The following is a 17,712-nucleotide window of genomic DNA, read 5'->3' as shown; positions in this document are numbered from 1 at the left end:
CGCTCAACTGTGCTCCTCAAGAGAGTCGAGATCTACTACGTGATCGATACGCAAAGCAGTCGACCTGAGCCACGAAATCAGGTCCTCGATCGTCCTGGATGAGGCTCGAACGACTTCTAGGACATAGCGCTGCCGGGCCAATTCTGCCTGCACGATACCCGACGCCAAAATCGCATTGCGTGCCGAACCGTCCACAACCTGTAGGTCCATCAAAACGGAGACAACTGAGTCCACCGCTTCGTACGCTTGCATTGCCACTTGCGCCAATGTCGCCCGCTCTCCAGGGGACTGCAGATAGCCCAGGAAGATGGCGCAGGATGCTGCGAAATTCTCCGCAATGTCCGACCAGGGATTCCAGTCCTCTTGCGCTCGCGATTCGATGCTGTCCGCCCTCTCGACAAGCTGGCTGAGCTCAGGGCTTGAAGGAGCAGAACGGGAAACAACACACTGCCAGATCTGATCAGCCAAATCCTCGACCTCTGACAGAAATTCAGAGTCAGTTTCCCGCGCAAAGCGAATCGCGCCTGGCAGCAGGTACTCCACGCAGGTGACCGCGAAGAGTGTGGCCTGCTGCTCATTCAGCTGTTCGAGAGCCGACGCCAACGCCACCTCATCGAATGCCAACTCCGGTACCACGTCATCCTCCTCCGAACTCACGCGCCACAGCAGATCTGGGCCCGACAAGCGCGAATCCTTCTTCCTCAAGATAGTTCGCGCAGGCAGGGCAAATATCCCAGCTTGTGGTCACCGATCGGGGTGTCAGGCCACTTTGCCGTGCCCGTGTCACGGCAGTGACCTCTGCATGCTGGTTGGTCATCCGCGCTTCCAGGTCCTGCTCGGGGTCTATGGCTGCTCGTTGACTAGGCCGAATATCACGTACCCCACCAGCCACAACGTCAGTGCCTTCCTCCGTACCCATGACCGCAGTGGTCTGGCCCCCCTGCGCTCGAGGGTGAAGCAACGAGTGAATTACCCGGGTGCGTTCCGCCAGCCTCGGCAGATCCTTAACACCCTCTTGGTTGATCCCTTCAACCTGAGAGAGCGGGATCTTGCACTCGCGGAGGTCAATGTTGTGGACCAGGACCGGCATATCACCGGCCTCCACGTAGTACGTGTGCAGGCTGCCGATCGTCAGGTCGTAGGTAGTGGTGTTCGCGTGGTACAGGCGGATGCCCGTGACCTCGGTCGTGCCGGTCGGGGTCTGGAGGACGTCGCCGGGCTTGAGGTCCTTGGCCTCGACGAAGGCGGACTGGGTCTGGTCGTAGAAGGGGTGGTGGAAGGTCGTCGTCAGGTGGGCGTCCTGCGCGGTTGCTTCGGACACCGTGCTGACCGCCGCCACCGGCTGCGTCGCCGGCGCGTCACCGTGACCGTGGCCACCTGACAGCGCACCCAGCACCGCCGCCGAGGCCGCCAGGCCGAACGCCGCCTTACGGGCGACCTTCTTGGCCAGTGACTTCGCCCCGGCCGCAGCCCCAGCCTTCGCCGACGCTTTGGTCGCGGAAACAGCCGCCTTCCCGGTCGTCCCCTTCACCGCCAGGTCCACGAAGTCGTGGTCGGTGCGCGTCACGATCACATCCGTGACCTTGTGCGCTTCCGTCCCCTTCGCTCCCGGTACCGAGTTGGCGATCGAGTCACCGACCTTGACCTGGTCGATGGCCTTCGTCGAGCCGTCCGCCATCAGCACCCGGGTCGACCCGGTGAAGCTGTGCGGAAGTCGGCAGCTCGGCCCGGACTCCTCGGCCGCCCCGCCCGCATCGTCCGAGTGGGATTGAGCCCGTGTCCCAGCCCCATCCGACTCCGCCCGAGAAGCCGCCGCCTCCGTGGCATCGGTAGCCGCCGTCTCCTCGGCCTCCGTAGCCCCCTTGCCGAACAGCCCGCCCACGACCTTCATCGCCTTGGGTGCCGCCTTCGCCAGCAGTGAACCGCCGATCTTGCCCAGGGCGCCGCCGAGCGCACCGGCGACCGCGCCGGTCACCGCCGCTCCCGCGAACGCGCCCGCGCTGCAGTCGTCGCCGCCGTTCTCCGCGCAGGCGAAGCCCTGTTCCACCAGGGAGCCGGCCGCACCCGCCAGTGCCGCGCAGCCGATGGAGCCGACGCCTGCTGTTACGGCCTCGCAGCCCGCGAAGACCGCCGTCGAGACCACGAAGGACGTGATCGCCGCCGCATGGTGCTTGACGAACTTCGCCGCCGTCTTCGCCGCCTTGACCGTGGCGTGGTACGCGGTTCTCGCCGCGTGTGCCACCGCGTGTGCCGCCTTCTTCACGGCATGCGCGACCTTCTTCGCGGCCTTCTTCACCGCGTGCACCACGCGATGCACCGCGCGCGAGACCTTGTGGTACGCGCTGTGGACCGCATGGACGACGCGGTGATACGCGCGTCTGACATGCCGCGCCGCGTAGTGATAGACCCGGCGCACCACCCGCACCGTCGCCCGGTACACGTCCCGCACGCGGTGGACGATCTTGCGGGCCGCGTGCTTCACGGCGTGCACGATCTTGCGGGCCGCGTGCTTCACCGCGTGGTAGGCCTTGTGGACCACGTGTCTGACCGCGTGCGCCACATGGTGGACGGCCTTCTTCGCGCCGCACACCACGTCGTACCAGGAGCAGTTGCCCGACTCGTCGGTGCCGGCGAGGGGGTTGTCGTCGACGTAGGCGAACGGGTTGGCCGACACCGAGTTCGGGACCGGGTTCAGCCCGATGCTGTCCTTGTTGTGGAAGACGCCCGTGTCCGGGTCGTACCAGCGTGAGGCCGTGCCCACATCGCCTGTGCCGGGCTCGGTCCAGCCGGACTGGAAGCCGAGGTGGCCGGTGACCGTGTTCGTCGGGGAGACCACCTTGCCCAGCGGGTCGTAGGACGCCGAGCCCGCGAGCGTGGTCGCACCCGAGGTGAAGGTGCCGACTACGTCGCTGTGCTGGTCGGTCAGGGCGAGTACCCCGCCGGCGCCCGACGGCTTGATGCCGACCACGCCGCCCGAGGGGTCGTAGGTGTAGGTGTTGTCGCCGTCGGAGGCGATCGTGTTGTCCGCGCCCGAGTAGACGAAGGTGCGCGTGGTGTTGTCGACCGTGTCCGTGTCGGACACGTTCCGGCCCATCGCGTCCAGCGTGTAGGACTGGCTGCCCGCCACGATCTGGCTGCCGAAGGCGTCCGTCTTGTACGCCACCGTGCCGCCCGACGTCGACGCCTCCTGCGTCATCGTGCCGCGCGCCGAGTAGTCGTAGGTGTGGACACCGTCCGAGGTCAGCTCGTCGCGCTCGTCGTAGGTGTAGACGTCCGAACCCTTGCGGATCCGGTTGCCGGAGGCGTCATACGCGTACGACGTCGTCGCCGTGCCGTTGTTCCACGATGTCAGGCGGTTCGCCCAGTCGTAGCCGTAGGTGTTGGTCGAGGCGCCCGACACACCCGTCGTCGTCTTCGACGTCAGGTTGCCGTTCTTGTCGTAGTCGTAGGTGAAGCTCGCCAGCGTCGAGGCGCCCTGGGCCAGGACGTCGCTGGTCAGCTCGTGCGAGCTGTTGTAGCCGAAGGTGCGGGTCTGGCCGGTCGAGCCGTACTTGACCGTCTTCGGCTCGTTCAACAGGCCGTAGGTGTACGTCAGTTGGGTGCCCGTCGCCGCGTCGTTCAGGGAGGACAGGCGGCCGGCCGTGTCATAGCCGTACGTCGTCGTCCCGGCCGCATCCGCGCGTGAGGTCAGGGCGCCGTCGTTGTTGTAGGCGAAGCTGCTGGAGCCCGCCGAGCCGGACGTCGTGAGCAGGTCACTGCGGTCGTCGTAGGTGAACGCGTTGTGCGTGGCCGCCTGGTGGTCCGCCGCGCCGGCGATGCCCGCCTCGTCGGTGTCCGCCGCGGTCACCCGGCCGGCGTTGTCGTAGGTGAAGCTCCGCTTCGCCGTCGCCGCGTCGGCGCCCGCGCCGGACATCGACTTGAGCTGGCCCAGCGAGTCGTACGTCATCGACGTCGTGGTGCCGCCCGGCAGGGTCGCCGTGGTCATCTGCCCGTCGGCGTCGTAGGCGAAGGTCGTCGTCGAGTCGGCCGCGGAGGTGTACTTCGCGGTGGTCGGCTCGATGATCTTCTCCTGCTGGCCCCACGGCGTGTACGTGTAGCGCCAGGAGTTGCCGCGGCCGTCGGTGAAGCGGGTGCGGTTGCCGGCCGCGTCGTAGCCGAAGGTCGTGGTGATCGACGTCGAGGCGTCGACCGGCTGGACTTCCTGCGTGATGGTGCCGGCCGCGTCGTAGGTGAACGTGCTGGTGTGGTTGTTGGCGTCGGTCGCCGACGTCATGTTGCCGACACCGTCGTAGCCCTGCGAGGTCGACCACAGCTGGTTGCCGAGCGCGTCGTAGCCCCGCGTCGCGACCGGGTCGCCGGAGGCGTTGTAGTCGGTCTGCGTCGAGGTGCCGTCCGCCAGCGTCGTCTTCTGTACGTTGCCCTGGAAGTCGTAGCTGTAGCCGGTGGTGTTGCCCGCCCCGTCCTTGACCGAGGTGACGTCGCCGGCCCGGTTGTACCCGTACGACGTCGTCACCCCGCCCGGCGACGTGGTCGAGGAGGCGTGCGCGCCGTACGGGTTGCCCGTGGTGACCGCGTAGGACGTGGTCGCCGTCAGCGTCCTCGTCGACGGGTAGCGCTCCATCGTCGTCTGCGTCACCTGGCGGCCCAGGAAGTCGTACGTCGCCTGAACCTGCGCGCCCGTGGCGTCCGTCGAGGACTGCATCTCGCCGTTGGCGTCGTAGACCGCGTGGGTCTTGGTGGTGTCGGGCGCGGTGACCTGGGCGACGTTGCCCATCTGGTCGTACAGGTACGACGTGGTCCTGCCGCCGGGCGTGGTGACGGAGGTCTGGTTGCCCTCGCTGTCGTACGTCCACACGGTGGTGCCCGCGTTGGGCGAGGAGGCGCCCGCGGGGGTGTACGACGGCAGGGTCTCGGAGACCTTGTTGCCCTCGGCGTCGTACACCGTCGTGCTGACCAGCCCGTTCGGGTCCTGCTCCTCGACGGCCTCGCCGAAGGTGTTGAAGCCGCTGGTGGTGACCGGGCGCACGGTGGCCGGGTTGGTGCCGTCGGGCTCGGCCTGGACTGCGGGCGCGGTGGTGGTCGCGAGGTTGCCCGCCTCGTCGTAGGAGTAGTTGGTGGTGTGCTGTTCGGCGTCCGTCATGGACGTCGGCAGGCCTCGCTTGTCGTAGCTGTACTTGGTGGTCTGCTCGGTGGAGGAGCCGACCGTGCCGCCGGAGCGGCCCTTGCCGTAGAGAGAGGTCACCTCGGACGCGGACAGGGCCCGCTGGTAGGTCTGGACGTTGCTGACCGAGCCGTTCACGGCGTTGCTGACGGTGCCCGAGGCGGTCTGCGCGCCGCCGACGGACAGCGGGCCGGTGCCGGTCCACGGCGTGGTGTTGGTGGCCGAGCCGGCCTGAGCGCCGTTGACGTACAGCTTCATCGAGCCGCTGCTCGCGTCGAAGACGCCGACCAGATGGGTCCAGGTGTTCAGCGCCGGGGCGCTGGAGGCGTAGGCGTTGTAGTACGCCGTCGGGGTGCCGGAGGCGTCCTCGCTGGGTGAGATGAGGCGGAAGGCGCCCTGGCTGGACGCGTACTGCAGATAGAAGGAGGAGCGGTTGGTGCCGCCCTGGGCGACGAAGGTGCGGAACGTCGAGGTGTCCGACAGCTTCACCCACGCCGAGACGGTGTAGGAGGCGGTGGTGTCCAGGACCGGGCTGTTGGTGGCGATGATGTCGCCCTTGCCGGTGGTGTCGCCGCTGAACTGGGCGGCGTCGTCCGACCAGGTCACGCCCGACCCGGCGGTCGCGGTGTTGCCGGTGCCGGAGGAGTCGGTGACCGACTTGCCGGAGGTCTGGTTCAGCTTCCACCAGCCCGCCGGGTGACCGGAGGCGTCCCCGTACAGCGTCTCGCTGAGCAGGTTGCCCATGTCGTCGTAGGTGTTGGTGGTGGTGCGGTCGTAACCCGTGGCGTCGTGGTCGTTCTCGGAGGCGACCTGGTCGTCCGGGGTGAACGACACCGTGGACACCCGGTCCACGCCGGTCGGGTCCAGCTCGGTGGCCGTGGTCCGGGAGGCCGCGTCGACCGTGTACTTGGTGACCGTCTCGCCGTTGTCGGTGGTCGACTGGGTGAGGTTGCCGGCCGCGTCGTAGGAGTCCGACTCCAGCGTGTAGGTGCTGTTGCCGTCGGCGCTGGTCCGCTTCGCCGTCGCGGTCAGACCGTCGTCGGTGTAGGTGTACGCCGTGGTGTTGCCCATGGCGTCGGTGATCGACGCGAGCCGCCCGGCCGGGTCGTAGGCCCGGGAGGACTCGATGAGCAGGGTCGCCGTCTGCGGGTTGACCGGGTCACCGGTGTACATCAGGCCCTGCGTGAGCAGGTTGCCGTTGTCGTCGTAGGTGTACCGGGTCTCGTTGCCGGCGCTCGTGACCTCCGTCTTCTTGTTGCCGGAGGTGTCGTACGTGTACGACGTGGTGTTCCCGTTCGAAGCGCCCGCGGCCGCGTTGGCGTCCGCCTCGGTGGCGACCCGGTCGTAGGCGTCGTAGGTCCAGTTCTGCGTACGGGACGTGTCGCCACCGCTCGCGTCCGCGACGGTCTGCGAGGTGACGTTGCCGTCGTCGTCGTAGGCCGAGCTGGTGACGGCGGCGTGGGTGGCGCCGGTGACACGGTCGGTGAGCTGCGGGTCGTGCTCCTCGATCACCTGGCCGCCGGCGTCGTACTTGTACGTCGTCACCAGGCCGTTCGGGTAGGTGTCGGAGACCACCTTCTGGCTGAGCACCTGGCCGAGACCGTCGTAGGTGTACGAGGCGGCCAGGCCGATGGCGTCGGTGGTGGAGGCCACGTCGCCGTTGGCGAAGTAGGACACCTGGTTGATGGCGCCGCCCGGGGTGACCGTCTTGACCGGCAGGCCCTTGGGCACAACGCCGCCGTCGGCGGACGGGTAGGTGCTGGTGCCGTCGCTGTAGACGGTGGACGTGGTGCGGCCGTTCGGGAAGCCGGGCACCGCCGGACCGGTGATCGCGGTCTGGTTGCCCGCCGAGTCGTACGTGAACGACGTCAGGTAGGTGGTGTCGGTCGCGGACGTCGACCGGCCGTCGCGCTCGGTCAGCAACTGGTCGTTGCGTGGGTCGGCGGTGGTCAGCTGGGCCGTGGTGTCGTCCGGGTAGTACGAGTAGTACTCGGTGTTGCACTTGTTCGCGGCCTGGTCCTGGCAGGACGTCGAGGAGACCACGTTGCCGCGCACATCGTGACCCGTGATGGCCACCGCCCCGTTGGGGTCGGTCACCGTGTGCTCGAAGCCGGCCGAGTCGTAGCCGAAGCTGGTCTTGTTGCCCAGGCCGTCGGTCTCGGTGAGCGCGCGGTTGTTGTTGGTGACGTCGTAGGTGTACTTCAGCGTCGAGTTGGTCGGCGAGGTGACCGTGACCGTCTCCACGGGCAGCAGGCCGGTGGAGTTCTTCGCGGCTTCCATGTGGGCCTCGACGTCCGCCGCGGTGAGCCCCGAGGTGTAGAAGGCGGCCTCGGCGATGGAACCGTTGAAGAAGCTGACGTCGGCGGGCGAGTTGAGCCAGTTCTTGCTGAAGCCGGCGCCGATGTACAGGTGGTTGTTGGACTGGTCGTTCGGTGCCCCGCTGTAGGTGGCCTGCTTGACGCCGTCCAGGTACAGGGTCTGGGTGGAGCCGATGACGCTGAGCGCCACATGGTGCCAGGCGTTGTCGGTGACCGTGCCGGTGGAGCCGAACGCCGCGGAGCCCGAGCCGCTGCCGGCCCAGAAGTGGCCGTGCAGCTTGTTGTCGCTGCCGACGTACAGCACCGGCGTCCAGGTGCCCGACGGGGTGGTCGCCCCGGCCGGGGACACCGACTGGTCGCCGATCAGGACGCCCTGATTCGCCGTCTTGAACCACAGCTCGACGCTGCGGTCGTTGTGGGAGTGCAGGGCGGAGTCGGGAACCTCCACGAAGGACGAGGTGCCGTTGAACGACGCCGCCTTCTTGTCACTGAACGGCCCGCTCACACCCAGCGTTGTGGCCGTATATGTGCCGTTGCCGCCGCGCACCTCGTTGACCGCAGCGGTCGCGCCCGCGGCCTCGCCGAGCCGGAAGTACCCGTAGGGCGCCGCACCCAGCACTGCGCCGCGGTAGGTGTCGCTGGAGCCGGTGACGGTCGGCGTGCCCGGCTTCCATACGCCGCCGTTCTCGTCGGTGAGCTGGGTCAGCGCGGTGGTGTTGGCGTCGTACGTCATCGCCGCGAACGTCTTGCCGGACGGGCGCGTGATGGAGGTGAGCAGGCTCGTGCTGTGGGTGCCGTATGTGTAGAGGGCACTCACGTCGGCGGCCACCAACGGGCGGGAGTACCAGCCGACATCGGCGATGGAGCCGTTGAACCAGGTGGCGTGGCCGTCGCTGTCGGAGTATGTCGGGTGGTCGGGCCAGCTGCCGCCGAGGAAGCCGGTGCCGAGGTAGTTGAAGACCTGGTTCTTGCCGAAGGCGGTCGCGCTCTTGATGGAGATGGTGCCGGTGCGGGAGCCGACCTTGGTGTTGTCCAGGTACAGGCTCTGGGAGTTGCCGGCCGCGGACAGCACGACGTGGTGCCACCTGCCGTCGGCCACGGAGGCCGAGGACACGATCGGATTGATCCCGCCGCTGTACCAGAACTCGGCGTTCAGTTTGCCGTCGGAGCCGACGTAGATGGACGGCGTGTAGAAGCCGGCCGCCTGCCCGGAGCCGATGGGCTGGGAGGCGTAGGAGTAGAGGACACCGGGACCGGCCGAGGTCTTGAACCACAGCGAGATCGCTCCGGAGTCGGTGTCGTTGCCGAGGTTCTTCGGCAAGGAGACGTCGGAGGAGGTGCCGTTGAAGCCGGCCGCCTTGGCGGAGGAGCCTGTCAGCGGGCCGCTCTGGCCGAGGGTGACGTTCTCGTACGTCGCGTTGGTCGTGCCCTCGTTGCCGAGGACCGCGTCCTTGGCGGTGGTGCCGGAGGTCTCCGAAAGCGGCCAGAAGGTGTGCGGGTCGAGGTCGAGCGCCGCGTTCTGGTAGCCGGAGCCGGTGTTGTAGCCGTAGGTGGTGCACTTGGTGGTGGACAGCGGCGAGCACACGTGGGTCAGCTGGTCGCCGGTGTAGCCGTAGTTCCAGGTCTGCACGGTCGACGCGTTGCCCGGGGTGACCGGGTCGGTGACGACGGTCGCCACGTGCGCGGCGAGCGCGCCGGACGGGGTGGACCAGGTGAGGTTGAGCGAGCGACCGGAGACCGCGGAGGTCATCTTGGTGATGTGGCCGCCGGTCCAAGTGAGGTTCAGCGCACGGCCGTTGGCGTCGGTGACCGAGGTCAGGCCGTAGCCGCCGGAGCCCAGGGACTGGGTGAAGGTGTAGACGGTGTCGTCCTTGTCGGTCAGCGTGTAGCCGCCGGTGACCGTCTTGAACGTGGCCCAGCGTCCGCCGCCGGGCGTGAAGCTGCCGTCGCTGTTCTTGCCGTAGCCCGCCTGCGAGCCGTCCGGGTAGGTGACCTGGACGTTGGAGACCGCGCCGGAGGCGGTGTACTGCTCGGTGGCCCGGGAGTCGAAGATGCTCGACCAGCCGGCGCCGAAGGCGCCCGTCCAGCGCGGGTCGCGGGAGTTGTAGTCGCGGTCGACGTCCAGGGACGGGCCGACGGTGGAGATCGAGGCGTCGGTGTCGGAGGTGGTGTAGTTGCCGATCGACGCGTCGAAGCCGTGGTCACTGCTGTTCTGCGACAGACCGGAGGTGATCACGGCCTGCGGGACCTGCACGGACAGCTCGTACGAAGTCGCCGGTGAGTACAGGTTGGTGGCGGAGTCGTACGCCTTGACGGTCCAGCTGTAGCTCTTGCCCCAGGCGAGCTTGCCGGACGGCACGGTCCAGTCGCCGGTGGAGACCAGGCCCGAGTCGGCGACCTTGGTGCCGTTGCCGTCGTAGACCTGGAACAGGTACTGGTTGCTGCTGCCGCTGGTGGAGTTGGCGCCGCCCGCCCAGGCCGTGAACTCCGGCGTGGTGGTGTTCACGACCGCGTTGTCGGCGGGGAACTGCTCGTACAGCTGCGGGGCGGTGTTGCCGGTGTAGGTGACCTCGATCCACGGGCCCTTGTTCGGGTCGTTGAAGGAGCCGAACTGCTTCCAGTGCAGGGCGTCGCTGGTGGACGCGTAGACCGCGAGGCCGTGGTCGGCGGTCGCGCCGCTGAACCAGCCCTGGATCGCGGAGGTGGACAGCGACACGGTCACCCAGTCGCCGACGCTGCGGTCGGCGGCGGTGTTGGCGCAGGCGTTGGGCACGCTCGGGGTGGCGTTGCCGATGGAGGAGCCCTTGGACGGGCCCGGGTAGGTGGTGACGCCCTCCGGGGTCCAGGCGCTGGTCACCAGGGCGACGTCGAACCGCTCGGCGGTGCAGGTGGCGGCCCAGGTGTCGAACAGGTGCAGGGTCGCGGAGCTGACGGTGGCGTTGCTGCCGTCCCAGGCGGTGTCCCAGTGGTTGACGAAGCTGTTCGCCGAGTGGGTGCCGGAGTCGTAGGAGCCGACCTTGATGGTCTGCTCGTAGGAACGGTCCGTGGCGGCGTAGCCGGACTCGGCGTAGGTGGTGGTCCAGCCGTCGTCGACGGTCGGGTCGACGGTGACCGGGAAGACGCGCTTCGCGCTGTGCAGCCAGTTGCTGTCCAGAGTCACCTTCAGGGCGTAGCCGTCCTCGGTGTGGACCAGCTCGGTGGTGACCTTGTGGGTGGTGGCCGGGTCACCGGAGCGACGGTTCACCTTCGAGTCGTACGCGTACGCCGGAGGGATGCGCTCGACGGTCTTGCCGGCGGAGTTCCTCAGGTCGATCCAGCCGTTGTCGTGCTGGACGGGGGTGAGGCCCTTGAGGCTGAGCGGGAAGGTCCAGGAGTTGTCCGCGTCGGCGGAGTGCAGGACGACGGACTCCTTGACGCCGGTCGCGGTGGGGGCGAGGCGGAGGTCGGTGTCGTCGAGGACGTTCTCGTAACTGACGGTCGAGCCGTCGGCGGTGCCCTTGACCGAGGCGGCGCCTTCGAGGCCGTAGGCGATGTGGTGCTTCTTGTCGAGTGCGAGGGAGGCGAGGGCGGAGTCGGTGCCCTTGGCGGCGAAGTCGACGGCGAGGGAGTTGGCCTTCTCGTGCCAGCGCCCGTCCGGGCCGGCTCTCAGGTCCACGTCGATGGGCGCCCATCTGCCCTTGCGCACCTGGTAGTTGACGGGCGTCTGGGATATCCGGCGGGTGACCGAGCCGTCGGCGTTGTCGTAGACGGTCTCGGTGGCCGAGGACTTGGCGGCGCTGCGCTTGCTGGTCTTCGCGTTGTAGCCGGCGGCGCCCGCGCTCAGGCCCTTCTTCACGGCCGCCTTGTGCGCCTTGTAGGCGGGCAGTTCGCCCTTGCCCTTGCCGGGCTTGCGGCCCTTGCCACGGTGGGCGGCGGTCGCCGAGGCGGGCACGTGGTGGCGGTGGCCGGCGGCAGTGCCGGACTGCTGGTGCGGCAGCTTGCCCCAGTGCGGGTCGGTGAACCACGACGCGAGCGACGACAGGCTCAGATCCGGCAGCTCGACGCGCCCCAGCTCCAGGCCCGCGGCCAGGGCCTCGTCCGTCGTCAGCATCAGGAAGAGGGCGGTCAGCACGACCACGGCGACACGGCGCAGCACACGGCGGGGCAGCACGGCTTCGACTCCAGGAAGAAAGAAATAAGAAAACGATAAGAAGCCCGCCGATCTTGCCTTCTGTGAACAAGTTGTGGACAGGTTCGAGGAGAGATCTTGTACGGTCCTTGACTATTCCTTGCTGAACCTGACCGATTTGCCGACGCCTGCACCTTTGCGTCTTGTGAATTTCTTTGCGATGACGTCAGCCGACACGCACTGCGTGGTCACGTTTTCGGCGATGTCATGACCACTGGTGCCTCACAGCGCGTGCCGCATCCACACGTTGGGCTCGACGTACACCGCGTATCCGCGCTCGGGCTCACAGCGCACCGGCACGAGCGCCCCGGGCACCTCGATGTCGCCCTGGGTGTCGAAGGGCAGCCCGGTCCAGCCGCGCCACTCCTCAAGGGAAGCGGCGACGGTCATGGAGGCCGGGGCCACGCGCCCGACGGTCGCCCCGGCCCGGGCGTGCACGCGCAGCCACGGGTCGTGCGGCAGGCCGTCCTCCCGGACCCGATGCGCGTACTCCTCGATGGGAGTGTGCGGTTCGAGGTGCTTGGCGCTCGGGCGGACCGGAGCGACAACCTCGGTGAAGCCGTGGGCGCGGGCGTTGTCGCGCATCGCCTCCAGCATTCGCCCGGACAGGCCGAGCCCCTGGGCGTCCGGGCGGACCACGATCGAGATCGCGCTGACCGTGTCGGGACGCACCCCGCGGCGCAGGTCGGTGAAGGCCCAGACGAGGACCTGGTCCCAGCCGCGGTCGGGCAGTTCGCCACGGCCCTCGGCAGCGAGCCGGAAGGGCACGCTGTAGGCGTGCGCGACGACCTCGCCCCGCTCGTCCTCGGCGAACAGCACATACTGCGGGAAATCGGTGGGGATCCGCCCGTAGTGCGAGTTACCCACCGGGTCCTGGGTGGTGAACTCCGCCCAGCTGTCGGGCATGTCGAGCACCGGCTGCAGCATCTCTGGGCGCGCGGCGAGACTCGATACCTTCAGCTCCATACGGACACCGTAGGCGCGGGCCCCACCTTCGGAAACCGGTTTACTCGGGCTTGCCTCGCGATGTCCGCGCCGGTCACGCCGGCCGACCTGCTTTTCCGCTGGGGGTCCGGGGGCCCGCGGCGGAGCCGCTGACGTCACAGCCCCCGGGAAGATGCAGCACGTCAGTCCGCCCGGAAACGGGCCGGCGCCTCGGTCGGGTTGCCGCCGGAGGGAAGTTTCTGCCCCGGGCAGGTCCTGAGGACCTTCTCCATCGCGGACTTCTCGGCGGCGGTCACCCACAGCCCGTACTTCTTCTTCACCGCGACCTGGGCGGCCACATACGTACAGCGGTAGGCCTTGTTGGGCGGCACCCACGTCGCGGTGTCGCCGTCACCCTTGGAGCGGTTGGCGCTCGCGTCGACGGCGAGGAGGTTGAGCGGGTCGTTGGCGAGGGCTATGCGCTTGCTCGCGTTCCAGTACTTGGCGCCCTTCTGCCAGGCGTCGGAGAGGGCGACCAGGTGGTCGATGTCGACGAGGCTGCGGCCGCGCCGGTAGGTCACCTTCTGGCCGGAGTACGGGTCCGACTCCAGTACGCCGTACGACACCTTGCACGTGCCGCCGGTGAACTTCACGTCGTCCAGGTCCCGTTTGAGGATGTCGTCACGGGTGTCGCAGCTGTTGGAGTCGGTGTCCGCCCAGGCGGCACCGAACCTGTCCCGGGAGTAACCCGTCTTCGGCGCGCGCCCCTTCACGGTCAGCGACTCGGCGGCCGTGAGGGCCGCGCCCCCGCCTCCGCCCCCGGTCTCCTGCGGCCCGCCGGATCCCGTCTTGGTCTCCGCCTTGCACCCGGCCACGGCGAACACCAGCACCATGGCAGCCGCCGCCCCGCCCCTCAGACGCCTCATGGTGCGCCCTCCCCTTTGCCCGCCCGATCCGCCCGCACGGGCGGTCTCCTCTCGTACGGATTTCCCGTACGACTGTCCGCACACCGTAGCGAGAGGGCGCACGGAGGCGTTCATGAGGTCCAGACCAAAAACGTCCCCAAGTGGGCATTCGCCACACACGGGACGTATCGTCGTTCCTGGGCCACCTCGGGAAGGAGCTCTGGATGGGCATCTTCGACAGGTTCAAGGGCAACCGCCAGGCGCAGGACAAGGCCAAGGACTTGTCCGACGCGGCGGAACGCAAGGTCAACGAGAGAACGGGCAACAAGTACGAGAACCAGGTCGACGACGCCCAGCAGCGCATCGAGGGGCAGCTCGGCATGGATCGCGACAGGCCCGAACAGCCGTAAGGCCACAGAGCAGCCGTCCGCGGAATCCGCCTCCCGCGGACGGCTTCGTATGTCCGGCAGGGCGGCTACGACCCCAGGATCGACGCCAGGAACTCTCCCACCCAGCCCAGCAACTCCCGCCCGACCAAGGGCTTTCCGCCCACCTTCGCCGTCTTCGGGCGCGGTACCAGCACCTGGTGGGCGGCCGGCTTGATGACGGTCCCCGGGTACAGGCGCTTGACCCTGAGCTCCTGGGACTCCCGGAGCTCCACCGGCGCGAAGCGGATGTTGTTGCCCTGGAGGACGATCTCGCCGACCGAGCAGGCGCGGGCGAGCATCCGCAGGCCCGCGACCAGCAGCAGGTTCTCCACCGGTTCGGGCAACTTGCCGTAGCGGTCGACGAGTTCCTCGCGTACGGACTTGATGTCCTCCTCCGTGTTGGCGGAGGCGATGGCGCGGTAGGCCTGGAGGCGCAGGCGCTCGCCGGGCGCGTAGTCGTGCGGGACGTGCGCGTCGACGGGAAGCTCGATCTTGACCTCCAGCGGCGGCTCCTCCTCCACCCCGCCCTCCAGGGAGGCCCGGTAGTCCGCGACCGCCTCGCCGACCATACGGACGTACAGGTCGAAGCCGACGCCCGCGATATGGCCGGACTGCTCGCCGCCGAGGAGGTTGCCGGCGCCGCGGATCTCCAGGTCCTTCATGGCCACGTACATGCCCGCGCCCATCTCGGTGTGCTGGGCGATCGTGGCCAGACGCTCGTGGGCGGTCTCCGTCAGGGGCTTCTCCGGCGGGTACAGGAAGTACGCGTATCCGCGCTCGCGGCCACGGCCCACCCGGCCGCGCAGCTGGTGCAGCTGCGAGAGGCCGAAGTTGTCTCCGCGCTCCACGATCAGGGTGTTGGCGTTGGAGATGTCGATGCCGGACTCGACGATCGTGGTGGAGACGAGGACGTCGTACTTCTTCTCCCAGAAGTCGACGACGACCTGTTCGAGGGTCGACTCGGACATCTGGCCGTGGGCGGTCGCGATCCGCGCCTCGGGGACGATCTCACGCAGCCGGGAGGCGGCCCGGTCGATCGACTCCACCCGGTTGTGGATGTAGAAGACCTGGCCCTCGCGCAGCAGTTCACGCCGGATGGCCGCGCCGATCTGCTTCTCCTCGTACGGCCCGACGAACGTCAGGACCGGGTGGCGCTCCTCCGGGGGTGTCGTGATCGTCGACATCTCGCGGATGCCGGTCACGGCCATCTCCAGGGTCCTGGGGATGGGGGTCGCGGACATCGTCAGGACGTCGACGTTGGCGCGCAGCTTCTTCAGCTGCTCCTTGTGCTCGACGCCGAAGCGCTGCTCCTCGTCGACGATGACCAGGCCGAGGTCCTTGAACTTGGTCTCCGAGGAGAACAGCCGGTGGGTGCCGATGACGACGTCCACCGAGCCCTCGCGCAGCCCCTCCAGGGTGGCCTTCGCCTCGGCGTCGGTCTGGAAGCGGCTGAGCGCCCTTACGTTGACGGGGAATTGGGAGTAGCGCTCGGAGAACGTCCCGAAGTGCTGCTGCACGAGAAGGGTCGTGGGGACCAGGACCGCGACCTGCTTGCCGTCCTGTACGGCCTTGAAGGCGGCCCGGACCGCGATCTCCGTCTTGCCGTAGCCGACGTCACCGCAGATCAGGCGGTCCATGGGGACCGACTTCTCCATGTCCTCCTTGACCTCGGCGATCGTGGTGAGCTGGTCGGGCGTCTCCGCGTACGGGAAGGCGTCCTCCAGTTCGCGCTGCCAGGGGGTGTCCGGGCCGAAGGTGTGGCCGGGGGCCGCCATGCGCGCGCTGTACAGCCTGATGAGGTCGGCCGCGATCTCCTTGACGGCCTTCTTCGCGCGCGCCTTGGTCTTGGTCCAGTCGGCGCCGCCCAGGCGGTGCAGGGTGGGTGCCTCCCCGCCGACGTACTTGGTGATCTGCTCCAGCTGGTCGGTGGGGATGTACAGGCGGTCGCCGGGCTGGCCGCGCTTGGCGGGGGCGTACTCGACGACGAGGTACTCGCGGGTGGCGCCCTGGACGGTGCGCTGCACCATCTCGATGTAGCGGCCGACGCCGTGCTGCTCGTGGACGATGTAGTCGCCCGCCTCCAGGGTGAGCGGGTCGATGGTCTTGCGGCGGCGGGCCGGCATCCGGGCGCCGTCCTTGCCGGCCGCCTTCTGGCCGGACAGGTCGGTCTCGGTCAGGACGGCCAGCTTGAGCGCCGGGTCGACGAAGCCGTAGTCGATCGAGCCGCACGCCACGTGCACGACGGACGGGGAGATCGCCCCGAGTTCCACGTCGAGGCGGGCCGCGATGCCCTCGCCGCCCAGCACCTCGACCGTGCGGGCCGCCGGTCCGTGGCCCTCGGTGACGAACACCGTGCGCCAGCCTTCGGCGAGCCAGCCCTTGGTGTCGGCGAGGGCCTTGGCGGTGTCGCCGCGGTAGGTCTCGGGGGCGTGCATGCCCAGCTTGAGGGTGTCGGCGTCGCCCGCCGCGTCAGCGGCAAATGCAAACGTCTCGTCGGCGGCGAAGGGGGAGACCGACCACCACATCATGTCCAGCTCGCGGGCCCGGTCGCGGACGTCCGCGATGGACCACAGGGAGGCCGCGCCGACGTCGATGGGGGCCTCGCCACCGCCCGCCGTCGCCGCCCAGGACGCCTGGAGGAACTCCTGGGAGGTGGCGACCAGATCGGCGGCACGCGTGCGTACCCGCTCCGGATCGCATACGACGGCCATGGCGCCCTTGGGCAGGACGTCGATCAGCAGCTCCATGTCGTCGACGAGGACGGGTGCGAGGGACTCCATGCCCTCGACCGCGATGCCCTCGGCGATCTTGCCGAGCAGTTCGCCCAGCTCGGGGTGTTGCTCGGCGAGGGTCCGGGCACGCGTGCGTACGTCGTCCGTGAGCAGGAGTTCACGGCAGGGCGGCGCCCACAGTCCGTGCTCGGCGACTTCGAGGGAGCGCTGGTCGGCGACCTTGAAGTAGCGGATCTCCTCGACGTCGTCGCCCCAGAACTCCACGCGCAGGGGGTGTTCCTCGGTGGGCGGGAAGACGTCCAGGATGCCGCCTCGCACGGCGAACTCGCCGCGCTTCTCGACGAGCTCGACGCGCGCGTACGCGGCGGCGGCGAGGGCTTCCACGATGTCGTTCAGGTCGGCGGTCTGCCCGGTCCTCAGTGCGACCGGTTCCAGGTCTCCGAGGCCCTTGACCTGCGGTTGCAGCACGGACCGTACGGGGGCCACGACGACGGAGACCGGGCCGGTCTCGGGGTCGTCGGGGCGGGGGTGGGCGAGGCGGCGCAGGACGGCGAGACGGCGGCCGACGGTGTCGCTGCGGGGGCTCAGCCGCTCGTGCGGGAGCGTCTCCCAGGACGGGTAGTCCACGACGCCTTCCGGCGGCAGCAGCGAGCGCAGGGCGGCGGCCAGGTCCTCCGCCTCGCGTCCCGTCGCCGTCACCGCGAGCACGGGGCGGCCGGTCTCGCGGGCGAGTGCGGCGATCGTGAAGGGGCGGGCGGCCGGGGGGCCGACGAGGTCGATGTGCATGCGGTTGCCGTCTGCGGCCGCCTTGACGGCTTCTGCGAGGGCGGTGTCCTTGACGACGGCGTCGAGCAGACCGTGCAGGCTCATTCGGGGCGGCTTTCGTCCGGGGGGCGGGCAACACGAAGGGCCCGACGCGCGCGGCGGGCCGGGGGTTTTCCAGGGTACGTCGCCGGTGGCACAAGTGCCGGAGCCTTATCGCCCCCACCGAGATCCTCGGCGAGGACGGCAAGGTCGTCAGCCTGCGCACCGAGCGCACCGCCCTCGACGGCACCGGCAACGTCAAGGGCACCGGC

The 17,712-nt window shown here is 68.7% G+C and carries 6 protein-coding genes; 1 reads left to right on the top strand and 5 read right to left on the bottom strand.

Translation table 11 applies throughout. The features are described from left to right. Window positions 1–3: 3 nt before the first annotated feature. From ACWC1K_RS34970 to ACWC1K_RS34955, 4 genes are all read right to left on the bottom strand, one after another. Window positions 4–657: a DUF416 family protein gene (locus ACWC1K_RS34970; RefSeq protein ID WP_450836947.1), complete on the bottom strand. Its 654-nt coding sequence runs from the start codon at window positions 655–657 to the stop codon at window positions 4–6. Next, window positions 638–11,629, bottom strand: coding sequence for a LamG-like jellyroll fold domain-containing protein (locus ACWC1K_RS34965; RefSeq protein WP_450836946.1), 10,992 nt, complete (start codon window positions 11,627–11,629; stop codon window positions 638–640). The genes ACWC1K_RS34970 and ACWC1K_RS34965 overlap by 20 nt, the downstream gene beginning before the upstream one ends. Window positions 11,630–11,869: 240 nt before the next feature. After that, a complete protein-coding gene (locus ACWC1K_RS34960; protein ID WP_450836945.1) occupies window positions 11,870–12,613 on the bottom strand; it encodes a GNAT family N-acetyltransferase in 744 nt (247 codons plus the stop codon). 161 nt (window positions 12,614–12,774) lie between these two features. Next, entirely contained in the window at window positions 12,775–13,497 is a 723-nt protein-coding gene (locus ACWC1K_RS34955) for an HNH endonuclease family protein (protein ID WP_450836944.1), read from the bottom strand. Between the two features lie 203 nt (window positions 13,498–13,700). Here ACWC1K_RS34955 and ACWC1K_RS34950 point away from each other — a divergent pair, with 203 nt between their 5' ends. After that, window positions 13,701–13,886 (top strand): antitoxin, encoded by a 186-nt coding sequence (locus ACWC1K_RS34950; RefSeq protein ID WP_450836943.1) that lies wholly within the window; start codon window positions 13,701–13,703, stop codon window positions 13,884–13,886. A gap of 65 nt (window positions 13,887–13,951) precedes the next feature. Here ACWC1K_RS34950 and mfd read toward each other — a convergent pair whose 3' ends face one another. Continuing rightward, entirely contained in the window at window positions 13,952–17,506 is a 3,555-nt protein-coding gene (gene mfd, locus ACWC1K_RS34945) for a transcription-repair coupling factor (RefSeq protein ID WP_450836942.1), read from the bottom strand. Between the last annotated feature and the right edge of the window lie 206 nt (window positions 17,507–17,712).

Source organism: Streptomyces sp. NPDC001492 (genome assembly GCF_053597275.1).
Note: the sequence above shows the minus strand (reverse complement) of the source record. Positions and strands in the feature narration are given on the sequence as shown.

Coding starts and splice junctions, on each gene's coding strand:
- ACWC1K_RS34955 (WP_450836944.1), bottom strand. CDS start 13,497: ATGAGGCGTCTGAGGGGCGGGGCGGCGGCTGCCATGGTGCTGGTGTTC.
- mfd (WP_450836942.1), bottom strand. CDS start 17,506: ATGAGCCTGCACGGTCTGCTCGACGCCGTCGTCAAGGACACCGCCCTC.
- ACWC1K_RS34950 (WP_450836943.1), top strand. CDS start 13,701: ATGGGCATCTTCGACAGGTTCAAGGGCAACCGCCAGGCGCAGGACAAG.
- ACWC1K_RS34960 (WP_450836945.1), bottom strand. CDS start 12,613: ATGGAGCTGAAGGTATCGAGTCTCGCCGCGCGCCCAGAGATGCTGCAG.